Raw genomic sequence first — 13,798 nt, 5'->3', positions numbered from 1 at the left:
CGCTTCCCGGTGAGGCAGCACAAAGCTTCGGGTGGTCCTGGGACTTCGGTCCCTCGGCCACCTTTGCTTTTGCGCGTGTTACTAGCTCTTGGTGCGGCGGGGTTGGACGACCGAGCGCGGGAGCAGGCGGGCCTTCCAGGGCAGGGGAGCGGTGCGACGCAGGCCGCTGACGACCTCGTCGAACGCCTGCGCCAGCGCCGGATCTTCGGTCCGGCCCCCGTACCAGGACCGCTCCACGGAACTCACCACGGTCCGAAGGGCCTGCTTGCCGCCCTCGTCGAGGTTGTGCTCACGCGACAGCCTGCGCGCGGCCGTGCGGACGGTGTCGGAGTCCGACAGCGACGCGCCCCGGTCCCAGGACTCGGCCATCAGCTCGGTCCACGCCGCGCTCGCCGAGGACGGGCTACCGGCGAGCACCGCGTGCCGCCGATCATGCCGCCACCACTCCCGGACCAGCGCGGGCACGGTCGCGGCCACGAGCACGAGGACCAGCACGGCCAGCCACCACGACAGGATGGACGCGAGGAAGAACACCGTCAGCGTCCCCAGCGCCGCCACGACCGGCACGACGAACCGCAGCAGGTCGCGCCGGAAGTGCGCGACTGCCATCGCCGCGACAAGTAGCAGCGCGCAGATCAGCGCCGCGTAGAGCTGCCAGGGGATCGACCCGGTGTTCTGCCCGGCGATCGGTGCCTCGCCCGCGGTGTCCGGCCGATCCTCTGGGTTCAGCTGTGCCGACGTGCTCGGCCCGGCGGACTCCGACGGCGCGGCCGACTCCGAGGCGGGCGTCGACGTCTCGGTGCTCGGGTCGCTGGTCGTGTACGGCGCCTCATAGGTGCGGCCGTCCGACAGCGGCGTCGGGTCGAACGTGACCCAACCCTGGGCGGGGAAGAACACCTCGACCCACGCGTGCGCGTCCTGCGTCGTGATCGACCGGTAGTCGCCGGACTGGAAGCCCGCCGTGTAGCCGATCGCGACCCGCGACGGGATGCCCGCCGCGCGCGCCAGGATCGCCATCGCCGAGGCGTACTGCTCGCAGTATCCGATCTTGGACCGGAACAGGAACTCCTTGAGCGCGTCCTCGTCGCTGGACGTCCCGGTCTTCGTCTTGTACTCGAACCCGTTGGACCGGTCGAAGTGCTTCTGCAGGGCCAGGGTCTTGTCGAACATCGTCGTCTTGCCGTCGGTGATCTGCTTCGCGAGCGCCACGACCTCGGGGTCGATGCCGTCGGCGGCCTGGTAGACCGGGTCGATCTCGCCGAAGTCGTACCCGGCCAGCCGCAAGTCGGCCGCGGTGGGCTGACTCATGTCGGCCTCTTCGACATAAGTGGACAGCTTGCGCGAGTTGCGCGAATAGACCATGCCGCCGCTCTGGTCGTAGAACATGCCCTTCGGGATGTCACGGAGCTTGCGCGGGATTCCGTAGACCGGGGCCCACAGGTCTTGGGAGTTGATCGGCTCGATGGAGATCCGGGTGATCGTGCCGCCGCCGTCGTCACCGGGGGCGGGCGGCAGGTCGCTGTCGGCCGGGATGTCGTCGGGCAGGGCGTCGGCGGCGGTCCAGCCGCCGTTGCGGTCGTAGCGGGGCAGCGTCATCGCCCGCAGGTAGCGGCCTTCGTTGCCCAGCCCCCGCACGCGGAACAGCTCGACGTTCGTCCCCTGGTCGAGCATGCCCCGCAGCGCCGTGAACGGCTTGAGGGCCAGGCCGCCGCCACCGCCGCCGCCGCCGTTCCCGCCGGGCAGGCCGCCGACCGTGCCGACGCCCGTGACCACCACGCCGGCCAGCAGGCCCAGCACCAGGGCGGAGGACACCATCGTCGTCGGGGAGCCGAACGCCGCCGCCGTGTCCGGCAGCGCGGGCCGGTTTCGCCACTGCTGGTGGCGGTGCGCGCCGTCGACGGCCAACAGCAGCGCGAACGACGTCGCGCCGAGCACGAAGGACCACCAGGGCAGCAGGTCGTCGGCCAGGGACGCGGGCACGGCGAAGACGCAGAGCAGCACGAGCCCACACGCGGCGGGCGCGCCCGCCGAGACCGCGAGGGTGTCGACGAGAACCGCGACCAACCCGATCGCGATCACCACCAGACAGAGCATGGGCGTCGAGGCGGGCACCGGGGGAACCCCGGTCTGCACCGCGTCGACCGACTTGCGGAGCACCTCGCCCAACTCGGCGAACGCCTTCGGGCCGGGTATCACCCCGAGGATTCCGCTGTTGGTGAACAGGGCCACGACCAGGAACAGCAGCGCGACCATCTGCGCGAGACCGACCACGAGGGTCGGTGTCCGGATCGCCCGCAGCGCCAGGCCGGTCGCCGTCACCACGATCACCGCGATACCGGCGTAGCCAAGCCAGCGCATCCCGTCGATCACGCCCGCGAGGGCGCTGGAGGCGCACAGCGTCGTGATCGCGGCGATCACTGGGGTGACCGTCACCGACCACTGCGCCTGCGGAGTCGTCTGCTCGCTCATCGCCCGACTCCCCGGGTGCTGTCGTCCATGGCTCTGCCGTCCGCTGTGATCACTGGCCGAACCCCGCGATCATGCTGTCGCCGCGTTTGGTGCTGTTGCGGCAGACGCTGCCCCACACCCCGGCCATCGGGGTGTCCGGGCGAGCGACAGTCACGCCCCACCCGGCCGCCGTCAGCAATGTGGCGGTGCCGTGCGGATCGGCTTCCGGCCCCTCGGCCGATCCCCAAGCCGCGGTGTCGAGCAGGACCGCGAGGCTGCGTGTGCCACGGGTCCGGTACCTGATCAGCTGGCCCACCGACTCCGGGGTGGCGGCGCCGATGATCGCGATCAGCTCCTGGCCGTGGCCAGGGTCCGCCGGGCAGTTGATCTCCCGCTGGTGGATCGGCTGCAGCGCGGCGAGCGCGTCCAGCACGGCGTTGTCGCTGTGGCTGCCGTCGCCCGCGTCGCTCACCAGGACGCTGCCGGTCTCGGTCACCAGGCGGATCTGCTGGCCGTAGCGGTGCAGGTGCACGCAGATGCTCGCGGCGAACGACACCGCCCATTCCAGGCTGGAGCTCGCGCCGGCGCCGCGGTGGCCGGACACCCGGTGGTCGAGCAGCACGGTCGTGCCGCCGCGCCACGGGCTCTCCTCGACCCGGACCATCATCTCGTCGCGCTTGGCCGTCGAACGCCAGTGGACTTTGCGCAGGTCGTCGCCCTGCCGGTAGGGGCGCACGATCGCGTCGTCCTCGCCGAGGCCCGCGTTGAGCCGGATCGAGCCGTCGTCGCCCGAGCCCAGGCCCGAGCCGCCGGGCACACCGCTGAGCGGCACCACCCGGGGCACCACGACGAGCCGCGACGTCCGCGCGAGCTCGCGTTCGAACTCCGCGAGGCCGAACGGGTCGGTGATCGTCGCCTTGAGCGGCCCCAGCTGCTGGATGCCGCGCAGCATCGGCTGCACCGCGTACCGCAGCTGGGTGCCGGTGTGGCGGGGCAGGTGCTCGATGACGAACCGGGGCTTGCCGCCCAGCGCGTAGGGGACACCGTCGGAGATGAGCAGCCCGCCCGTGGGCAGCCTGCCGGTGCTGCGGACCGTCAGGGCGACCTCCGCGCGCCCGCCCACGGGTACGCGCGCGGGGGCGATCTGGCGCTCCGCGTGCAGACCGACCCTGGCCACCGCCGTGATCAGGCAGACGATCAGCGGCAGCGCCACCACGAACACCGCGACCCGGAGCAGGTCACGCTCGTTGAGCACCACCGAACACAGCGCGGCGGCGATCCCCGCGGCCAGCAGACACCGGCCCCGCGTGGTCAGCCCCGACAGCGCACCGCGCATGGACCACTCCTACTGACGGCCGCGAGCGGCCCATTGCGCGCTCGGCTCCGCCTGCGGGACCGGCACGCGCTGGATCAGACCGCGGATGAGCTCGGCGGGGGACCGGCGCGCGGCCTGCGCCTCAGGGGTGAGGTTGAGCCGGTGTGCCAGAACCGGGATCGCCACCAGGTGGATGTCGTCGGGCACGACGTAGTCGCGGCCCGACAGCGCCGCCTGCGCCCGCGCGGCCCGCACCAGGTGCAGCGTCGAGCGGGGGGAGGCGCCGACCCGGATCTCCGAGAGCCTGCGCGTCGCCGAGACGAGCTCGACGGCGTAGCGACGCACCTCATGGGCGATCTGGACACCGCGGACGGTCTCGATCAGCCCGCGGACCTGATCGGCGTCCGACACCGGCTTGAGGGTCTTGAACACGTCATGGCCCGCGTGCTCGTCGACCATCGCCAACTCGGCCTGTGGGTCCGGGTAGCCGATCGACACGCGTGCGGTGAAGCGGTCGCGCTGCGCCTCAGGGAGGGCGTAGGTGCCCTCCATCTCGATCGGGTTCTGGGTGGCGATCACCATGAACGGCGACTGCAGCTCGAAGGTCTTGCCGTCGACGGTGACCTGCTGCTCCTCCATGCACTCCAGCAGCGCGGACTGGGTCTTCGGCGAGGCACGGTTGATCTCGTCGCCCACCACGATGTTCGCGAACACCGGGCCGGGCCGGAACTCGAACTCGTTGGTCTGCCGGTTGAAGATCGACACGCCGGTGACGTCGCTGGGCAGCAGGTCGGGGGTGAACTGGATCCGGCTCACCGAGCAGTCGATGGACCGCGCGAGCGCCTTGGCCAGCGACGTCTTGCCGACGCCGGGCACGTCCTCGACCAGCAGGTGACCCTCGGCGAGCAGCGTGACCAGGGCGATCCGCACCACCTCGGGCTTGCCGACCAGCACCCGCTCCACGTTCGCGGCGATCCGCTGCGCGCAGACATGCAGTTCGTCGAGCCTGCCGGGCCGGAGCCCGTCCTGCTGGCCCGCGTACCCGGAGATCGGCCCCAACTGCGGCTCTTGCCCTTGGCCGCCGCCGTACGGGGGATGCCCAGGCAGAGCGGCGGGGGAACTTGACGTCACGCGACCTCCTGATGCGTCTCAAAAGCGGCTGTCCGGGAATCCATCGCCCGATCCGGGCATGGACGCGCTCGGCGCCTGACGTCGCCAGCCACGTCCCGTGGCCGCGACAGCCTTCCATGGAGTGTGTCAAACCAGGGCGAAGTACCCCAGCTTTCCAGGGAAGCCGATCGGACGCGGTGGCCCGGTGTGGATAGTGCCAGGCGGGCCGCGACCATGATCGGGCGCTCCCGCCGCGCGGGCGCGGCCGCCACTCCGCTACTGGCGCGTGACGTGCTCACGCTGAGCGATGGGGCGCCCGGCCACAGCCGCGCGCCCTCCCCACGATCACCCAACCGGCCGCCGCCCCATCCCCCACAACGCTCCCCACAGAGCCCCACATACCGAAGGACGCGCGGGATAACCCGGGGTTGCGTGCGGATTTCGCGCGATCTTGAAGGGCGGGACGGCACCCGCGGCGGTCAGCTCCCCCACCGCCCCCCACGTCGCGGTCGCGCCTTCTAGCTGGGAAAACGTCATTCACGGCTGGGTCGAACCGGGCCATTTCGCGTTGACTGTGGTGAAAAGTGGGGTACTGTGGCGCCAAGTGGGGCAGACGGGAGCCTCACGACCGATCCGACCGGTTCGGTGGGGAGGTGAGTGTCCGGATGTTCCTCGGCACGCACACCCCCAAGCTCGACGACAAGGGGCGGCTGACACTGCCGGCCAAGTTCCGAGAAGCTCTCGCGGGTGGACTCATGGTCACGAAGGGTCAGGATCACTGCCTCTACGTGTTCCCGCGCGCGGAGTTCGAGGAGATGGCGCGCAAGGTCGCTGCCGCGCCCCTGACGAACGAGGCGGTCCGGGCCTACCAGCGGTACCTGTTCGCGGGGACCGACGAGCAGCGTCCGGACAGCCAAGGCCGGATCGCGGTCGCACCGGAACTCCGGCGCTATGCCGGGCTGACCAAGGAGTGCGTGGTCATCGGGGCGATCACCAGGCTGGAGATCTGGGACGCGCAAGCGTGGCAGACCTACCTGGACGAGCACGAGGACAGCTACTCCCAGGCTCGGGAGGAGGTGCTGCCCGGCGTGTTCTGAGTGTGGGGGGAGCAGAGGACGCGGGTGCCGTGAGGCCTCGGTCCGCTCGCTTTCGGCCCTGGCGCACCTTCCCCGGTGCCAGGTTCGACGAGCGGGCGGGGACCTGGCGGCACCCGGCCTTTTGGGCTGGAAAGTGGAAAGGGGGTGTGGCCACATGACGGAGCAGCCGCGGCACGTGCCGGTGCTGCTGGACCGGATCTTGGAGCTGTTCGATCCGGCTCTGTCCGGCCGCCCCGCTGTCCTTGTCGACGCCACTCTAGGGCTCGGCGGCCACGCCGACGCCTTGTTGGCTGCGCACCCAGAGCTCACGCTGATCGGTCTCGACCGCGACCCCAACGCCCTCGCCATGTCCCGCGAACGCCTCGCGCGCCACGGCGACCGGGTCCACCTGGTGCACACCGTCTACGACGGAATCCAGGAGGCCATTGGTGGGCTGGGACTGTCGCGGGTGGATGGTGTGCTCTTTGACCTTGGCGTCTCGTCGATGCAGCTGGACGTGGCCGAGCGCGGCTTCGCCTACTCCAAGGATTCGCCGCTCGACATGCGGATGGACCCGACCACCGGCCCGACGGCGGCGGACGTGCTCAACACGTACCCGCCGGGCGAGCTGGTCCGGATCCTGCGCGAGTACGGCGAGGAGAAGTTCGCGACCCGCATCGTCCGCGCGGTGGTGAACGAACGCGAGAAGGAGCCGTTCACCACCAGCGCCAAGCTGGTCGAGTTGCTCTACTCCGCCGTGCCCGCGGCCTCCCGCCGCACCGGCGGCCACCCCGCGAAGCGCACCTTCCAGGCACTGCGCATCGAGGTCAACGCCGAACTCGACGTCCTGCGCCGCGCCATCCCGGCGGCGCTCTCGGCGCTGCGGGTCGGTGGCCGGATCGTGGTGGAGGCCTACCAATCCCTGGAGGACCGGATCGTCAAGAGGGCCATGGCCGACCTCGCGAAGTCGACCACGCCTGAAGGACTCCCGGTCGAACTGCCCGGCCACGGCCCCCAGATCCGCATGCTGACCAGGGGTGCGGAGCAGGCCGACGAGCAGGAGATCGAACGCAACTCCCGCGCCCAGTCCGTCCGACTGCGCGCCGCCGAACGAATTCGGGAGGCATCATGACCGCACCCACGCGCAACAAGAACTCCGCGCGCGCAGCCACGAAGCCGACCGACAAGTCCCTCGACGAGGCTGTCGAGTTTTCGGAGGCCGCTGGCACGGACGAACGCTCCGGCCGCGCGCGCCGCCGCCGTCCGGCCGCCGCCGCCGCCGACGAAGCTGCGGCGAGCACCCGCGCGACCACGGACGAGGACGCGGGCTCCCGCCGCCGCTCGGGGTCCCGCCGTGCCGCGGGCACGGATGTCGACCCGTCGACCGACCGCCGCTCCCGCCGCGGCACCACCCGCTCCCGCGCCGCATCCGGTGCGGACCTCGACGGCGCCGCCGAGCCCACCCGCTCTCGCGCGGGCCGTTCGCGCGTGTCAACCCGGTCTGATGTGGATGGTGTGTCTGCTGGTTCGCGGGGGGCTCGTTCGCGGGGATCCAGCGGTTCCGACGTTGACGGTGTGTCTGTTGGTTCGGGTGGGGTTCGTTCGCGTGCGTCCAATGGTTCCGACGTCGATGGACTGTCCAGCGGTTCTCGCCCGGCCCGTTCTCGCGCGGCAACCGGCTCGGCGCGCGGCGCGCGGGTCGGCGTCACCGCAGGCGAGCCCGAGGTCCCGGTCCGCACGCACGGCGGGGTCGCCGACCCCAGCCTCGCAGGCACGGCGACGGCCACCGTCGACGCGCCCCCGAAGCCCGCGCGCACACCGAGCATCGACCGCCCGGAACGGGTCACCGGCCCGTCGCGCCCCCGCACCGCCGCCGCCGAACGCGCCTACGCCCGCCGCGCGCACCGCGACGGCCACGGTTCGGTGGCCCGCGCCAAGGTCTCCGACGAGGAAGTCGCTTCCGGTCGTGCCTCCTTCGTCATCCTGATCATGGCCCTGCTCGCCGTCGGGGTCGCGGCCACACTCTGGCTGACCACGCAGGCGGTCGCCGACTCGTACCGCCTCGAGTACGCCAAAGAGGAAGCCAACCGCCTGGCCGAACAGGCCGCCCAACTCCAGCGCGAGGTGACCAAGAAGGAGTCCGCCTCGGTGCTGGCCGAGCGCGCCCGCCAACTCGGCATGGTCCCCGCGGGCGACCCGGCCCGCATCGTGGTCGGCCCGGACGGTGCGGTCACGGTCGTCGGCGAGGCGAAGCCGGTCCAGGCCCCGGCGCCGCCACCCGCACCGCCCGCCGACCCGGCCGCGGGAGCCCAGCCCCCGCCAGCCGCGGGGGCACAGCCTCCCGCAGCGGGCGCGCCGCCCGCGGACGGCATCCAGCAACCCCCGGCGGACGGTGCGCCACCCGCTGGCGCCACGCCACCTGCGGCAGGTCAGACCGCCCCCGGCGGCGCGGGGGCCCCCGCGCCAGGCGGCGGCTGATGACGGCCGCCCCACGAGGCACGCCACGCGCTGACGCCTCCGCCGCCACCGGCGGGAGCGTGATCGTCTCCACCCCAAGCCCCACGCCGCCCCACGCGGCGCGGGGCCTCGGTGCTTTGACGCCGGTTTCGCACGGCTCGCCAGTGGGGTGTGCGGTGGCGCCCGATTCGCATCGTTCGTCGGTGGAGCGTGGCGGGGGTGCCTCGGCGCCTGTATTGCATCGTTCGTCGTCGGGGCGTGGCGTGGGTGCTGCGGCGCCCGATTCGCATCGCTCGTCGGTGGGGTCTGGCGTGGGTGCTGCGGCCCCCAGTTCGCGCGGCCCGCTAGCAGCGCGTGGTGTGGATGCGGTGATGTCTGGTTCGCCTGGACTGTTGGTGGCGCGTGGTGTTGGTGCTGGAGTGCCCGGTTCGCCTGGACCGTTGGTGGGCCGTGGGTTGGGCGACGTGGTGCCCGCGGCGGCGGGTGGGTTCTCGGGGGGCTTGGCCGCGCGTTTTGGTGTGCGAGGGCTGTTCGGCGGTGTGGTCGGCTCTCCGTCGGATGTCGTGGGTGGCCTCCAGCGTCGCTCGGGTGGGCGATGTCGTCGGCCGCCTGCCGACGAAGTGATCTTGAGTAGGTGTTTCGGGACCGCGTGGGGTGGTCGCGCCGGGGGGTTCGGTGCGGTAGTCGGTGGCCGGACGAGTGGTGACGGGTTCGGTTGTTCGGTGAGGGTGTTCTCGCGAGGGGGAGTCGTGGATCGAGCGGTAGGTGCCACACAGGGAGGTGGCGGCTGATGTCGGACCGGTACAACGGACCGGACGACGGTCGTCGCCGCTCTCCGGGATATGGCGCCGATCCGGGGGATTCCGGGCGCGGCTTCGGTGTCGGGCCGTGGGATAGCGACCAGCGGGCGACGGGGTCTCGCGGTGGGAGTGGCAGCGGGCAGCCTGGCGGTGCGGCACGAGGACATGGGGTGCCGAAAGGATCCGGCGGTCGCCGCGGAGCGACTGGTGGCAACCCCCGCGGTGGCGCGGGAGGGTGGGACGATCCGGGCTCGGCCGGTCGCGGAGGCAACCCTGTGGGCAAGGGATCGCGGTACGGCGATGGCCCGGTGGGCAAAGGTGGCTCCCGCTACGGGGATGGCCCGGTGGGCAAAGGTGGCTCCCGCTACGGGGATGGCCCGGTGGGCAAAGGTGGCTCCCGCTACGGGGATGGCCCGGTGGGCAAAAGAGACTCTCGCTACGGCGGGAATCCGGTGGGCAAAAGGGGCTCCCGGTACGCGGACGGCTCGGTGGGCAAGGGTGGTTCCCGGTACGGGGACGGTCCGACGGGTGACCGCGGTCGCCGCTATGGCGAGGAGCCTCCCGGCACGGGTGGTTCGCGCTCGGTGAGCCGTGGTGCGGGCTCCGGCGGTGGCGACTGGCCGCGTTCCGGTGCGCGTGGGGGAGAACCGGTCGGCAAGGGCGCTGCGCGTCGCGGGCAGGCGGGGGCCGCTGGTGTCGGACGTCGGGGAAGTGTGGCTGGGCAAGGCAGGCCCACTGCCGGCGCCCCTCGGGGTGGTGTCGCCCAGCGGACCGCTGGTGCGCTCCGGCGGGGGACTGGCACCGGTGGGTCGGGCGGTGCTCGGCCGTGGGCCGCGACTGGTCGCGGCCCGGCTGTGCGGTCGTCGCCCGCGCCAGGGCGGATGCGGCAGGTTCGCAAGCGCGCGCAAGGCACCGACCACCGTGTGCGGGTGGTGGTGATCCGGTTCTTGTTGATCGCGTCGTTGGTGACCGCCGGACTGAAGTTGGTGCAGGTCCAGATCTTCGAAGGTGAGGCGCTCGCGGCTCGCGCCGAGCAGCAGCGGGCGATGACCATCCCGATCCCCGCGCACCGCGGGTCGATCGTCGACCGCAACGGCGTGGAGCTGGCGTTCTCCGTCGAGGCCCGCGCGTTGGCCTACCGGCCTGTCGCCCAGCGCGCCGAGATCGACAAGTGGAACAAGACGCACCCGGACGAGCAGCTGAACTTCGACGAGGAGACCGCGGCGCTGGCCAAGCGGATACGGGAGGTGTTGGGGGATCAGGTGGTGGAGGCCGAGGTGCTGGCGAAGCTGCGCTCGGACAAGAAGTTCGTCTACCTGGTCGACAAGGTCGAACCCGCCAAGGCTCGTGTGCTCAAGGAGAAGTTCTCCCACCTCAACCTCGAATACCGTGCTCAACGGGAGTACCCGGCGGGCAGCCTCGCGTCGAACATCGTGGGACGGGCCAACTGGCGGATGGAGGACCCGGTCCCGGCGAACCACAGCCTGCATGGGCTCAGCGGTTTGGAGCTCTTCCGGGACAACCTGCTGGCAGGCAAGCCGGGCAAGCAGATGGTCGAGACCGGGGAACGCACCGACGCAGTCATCCCCGGTCGTGGCCGCGATCTGCAGGCCGCGGTCGACGGCTCCGACATGGAGCTGACGATCGACGCCGACCTGCAGTTCTTCCTGCAGCAGAAGACGGCCGAATACGGGCAGCGCAGCGGATCCGAGCGGGTCAGCGCGGTGGTGATGGACGCGAAGACCGGCGAGGTCTACGCGCTGGCCAACGACAAGGCCTTCGACCCGACCGCGTCCGGTGGCGTGGACCCGAAGAGCATGTCCGACCCGTCGGTGACCACGCCGTTCGAGCCGGGCTCGGTGAACAAGATCGTCACCGCTATGGGCGCGATCGAATACGGCATCACCACGCCGGACGCCGTGCACTCCGTGCCCGACTCGATCAAGGTCGCCGACCGGGTGATCAGGGACGCGTGGGACCACGGCAGGCTCAACATGACCACGACCGGCATCTTCGCCAAGTCGTCCAACGTGGGCACTCTGCTGCTGGCCAAGGAGATCAACGAGACCAGGTTCGCCGAACTGCTGAGCAAGCTCGGCCTGGGCACCAGGACCGGCATCGGCCTGCCCGGCGAGAGCCCCGGTGCGCTGCTGCCGCAGAAGCAGTGGTCCGGCAGCACCTTCGGCAACCTGCCGATCGGCCAGGGCCTGTCGATGACCGTGCTGCAGATGGCCGGGATGTACCAGACCCTGGCCAACGACGGGGTTCGCGTCCCGCCGCGGATCGTGCGGGCGACCGTCCGGCCGGATGGCACGCGGGTGGAAGAGTCGCGTCCGGAAGGGATTCGCGTGGTCTCCCCGGAGACGGCGAAGACGACTCGCGACATGTTCCGTGCCGTGACGCAGAAGGCGCCTAACGGCAACAGTGGCACCGCGCCCGTCGCGGCCGTCACCGGCTACCAGATCTCGGGTAAGACCGGTACCGCGCAGCAGTTCGACAAGGCGGCGGGCCGATACAGCGACTCGAAGTACTGGGTCACGTTCGCCGGGATCCTCCCCGCGGACAACCCGCGCTTCGTCGTCGCCATGGTCTACGACACCCCGGTCTACTCGACGCCCGAGGGGCACAGCGCCGCGCCGTTCTTCCACGACGTGGCCTCGTTCCTGACCCAGCGCTACAACATCCCCATGTCGAAGGAGCCGACGCCGATCGTGCCGCTCGTCAGGTGACCGCCCGAACAGTCCGCTGAGGACAGTCGCGGGCGGACGTGCCGCCACGCTCCGGACCGTGGCCAGGAGCGGGTGCGACAGATGTTCGAACATGCGTTCGACCATACACGCCGGGTGGGGCTAGTGAGCTGCACTGATGGGCGTCACTCGAACGTGTCGCCGAACGGCGGTACCGCGGCCTACCTCATCAGCGGGACACGTCGTGATCGAGGGGCCACACGGTCGCCGAGAGTGCGCAGGTAGCCTTCGCGGCGTGCCCGCCAAGCTCGAAGGCAAGGCTGTCACGGCCCCGCCTCGCCCCTCCCACACCGATCCCGTCGCGCTGTCCTCGTTGGCCGAGGCCTCAGCCGCGCGGTTGATCACCAGCTCTCCGGAAACCATGGTCACCGGAGCGACGCTGCGCGCCCAGCACGTGCGGCACGGCGACCTGTTCGCGGCCCTGCCGGGCGCGCGCGTGCACGGCGCCGACTTCGCCGCCGGCGCCATCGCCGCGGGCGCCGCCGCCGTGCTCACCGACGAAGCCGGAGCCGCCCGGCCCGCCGTGCGTGACTCCGGTCTTCCGGTCCTCGTGCACGACGACCCGCGGGCCGCGCTAGGCCCTATCGCCGCGATGATCTACGGAAACCCGTCCGCCAAGCTGGCGATCATCGGGGTCACCGGGACGTCCGGCAAGACCACCACCAGCTACATGATCGAGTCCGGGCTCGCGGCCGCGGGCCACACCACCGGCCTGATCGGCACCGTCGAGACCCGGATCGCCGGCGAGCGACTGGCCAGCGCGTTCACCACCCCCGAGGCCCCGGACCTGCAGGCCCTCCTCGCGGTGATGGTCGAACGCGGCGTCACGCACGTGCCGATGGAGGTCTCCAGCCACGCCCTCGCGCTGGGCCGCGCGGCCGCCACGCAGTTCGCCGTCGGCGCGTTCACCAACCTCTCCCAGGACCACCTGGACTTCCATCCCGACATGGAGGACTACTTCCGGACGAAGGCCCTCCTGTTCGACGGCCGCTCGGCGCGTGAGGTCGTCTGCGTCGACGGCGAATGGGGCCGCAGGCTGGTGACCCCCGAGACCGTCACGGTCTCCACGACCGGCGAGGCCGACTGGACCGCGAGTGACGTGCACACGTCGCTGTCGGGTGAGCAGTCCTTCCTCATCCACACCCCGGACGGCGCGAAGGTCCCGGCCACGCTGCCGATGCCCGGGACGTTCAACATCGCGAACGCGCTCGTCGCGGCCGCCTGCCTGAGCGCGGCGGGGGTCGGGATCGACGCGATCGTCAGTGGACTGTCCACAGTGCAGGTTCCCGGACGGATGGAGCGGGTCGACCTCGGCCAGGACTTCACCGCCGTCGTCGACTACTCGCACAAACCGGAGGCGGTGGCCCTCGCGCTGGACGCGATCAAGGCGCGGTCCGACGGCAAGGTGATTGTGGTGCTCGGCTGCGGCGGCGACCGCGACACCGCGAAGCGCCCGGTCATGGGCGCCGAGGCGGCGCGTCGCAGCGACCTGCTGGTCGTCACCGACGACAATCCCCGCAGCGAGGACCCGGCCGCGATCCGCGCGGAGATGCTGGCCGGGGCCGAGTCGGTGCCCGCGGCCCAGCGCGGCGAGGTCATCGACATCGGAGACCGGCGGCAGGCCATCGCGACCGCGGTGGCCCGCGCGGGCTCCGGCGACGTCGTGGTGGTCGCGGGCAAGGGGCACGAGACCGGGCAGGAGATCGCCGGTGTGGTCCACCCGTTCTCCGACCGCGACGAACTCGCCGCGGCCATCCGCTCGCGCGGGGTGCGGACATGATCGTGAACAATCCCGGCTGCGCGAACAACGAACTCTGTGTCCTGAACGTCCGACTCGTTGTTCTG

General features: G+C 71.4%; 8 protein-coding genes. 5 read left to right on the top strand and 3 right to left on the bottom strand.

Going from position 1 to position 13,798, the window contains the following annotated elements; translation table 11 throughout:
• Positions 1-81: 81 nt before the first annotated feature.
• The 3 genes from ACUZ2Y_RS09775 to ACUZ2Y_RS09765 are packed head-to-tail and all read right to left on the bottom strand — an operon-like array spanning position 82 to position 4,894.
• Positions 82-2,469 (bottom strand): transglutaminase TgpA family protein, encoded by a 2,388-nt coding sequence (locus ACUZ2Y_RS09775; protein WP_476329052.1) that lies wholly within the window; start codon positions 2,467-2,469, stop codon positions 82-84.
• Between the two features lie 49 nt (positions 2,470-2,518).
• Entirely contained in the window at positions 2,519-3,784 is a 1,266-nt protein-coding gene (locus ACUZ2Y_RS09770; protein ID WP_476329050.1) for a DUF58 domain-containing protein, read from the bottom strand.
• A 9-nt stretch (positions 3,785-3,793) separates the two neighbouring features.
• Entirely contained in the window at positions 3,794-4,894 is a 1,101-nt protein-coding gene (locus tag ACUZ2Y_RS09765; protein ID WP_476329048.1) for an AAA family ATPase, read from the bottom strand.
• 644 nt (positions 4,895-5,538) lie between these two features.
• Here ACUZ2Y_RS09765 and mraZ point away from each other — a divergent pair.
• From mraZ to ACUZ2Y_RS09740, 5 genes are all read left to right on the top strand, one after another.
• Positions 5,539-5,970: a division/cell wall cluster transcriptional repressor MraZ gene (mraZ, locus tag ACUZ2Y_RS09760; protein ID WP_091374372.1), complete on the top strand. Its 432-nt coding sequence runs from the start codon at positions 5,539-5,541 to the stop codon at positions 5,968-5,970.
• 154 nt (positions 5,971-6,124) lie between these two features.
• Positions 6,125-7,081 carry a 16S rRNA (cytosine(1402)-N(4))-methyltransferase RsmH gene (gene rsmH, locus ACUZ2Y_RS09755; RefSeq protein WP_476329046.1) on the top strand — a complete coding sequence of 319 codons (957 nt, stop codon included), beginning with the start codon at positions 6,125-6,127 and terminating at the stop codon, positions 7,079-7,081.
• A complete protein-coding gene (ftsL, locus tag ACUZ2Y_RS09750; protein WP_476329044.1) occupies positions 7,078-8,427 on the top strand; it encodes a cell division protein FtsL in 1,350 nt (449 codons plus the stop codon). Before rsmH ends, ftsL begins: the two co-directional genes overlap by 4 nt.
• Before the next feature lie 1,660 nt (positions 8,428-10,087).
• The gene (locus ACUZ2Y_RS09745) at positions 10,088-11,935 is read left to right on the top strand and encodes a peptidoglycan D,D-transpeptidase FtsI family protein (RefSeq protein ID WP_476329042.1); all 1,848 of its coding nucleotides are present in this window, start codon (positions 10,088-10,090) and stop codon (positions 11,933-11,935) included.
• Between the two features lie 253 nt (positions 11,936-12,188).
• Positions 12,189-13,733, top strand: a complete 1,545-nt coding sequence (locus ACUZ2Y_RS09740; protein WP_476329040.1) for a UDP-N-acetylmuramoyl-L-alanyl-D-glutamate--2,6-diaminopimelate ligase — start codon at positions 12,189-12,191, stop codon at positions 13,731-13,733.
• Positions 13,734-13,798: the final 65 nt, after the last annotated feature.

Source organism: Actinokineospora sp. UV203 (assembly GCF_056323665.1).
Note: the sequence above shows the minus strand (reverse complement) of the source record. Positions and strands in the feature narration are given on the sequence as shown.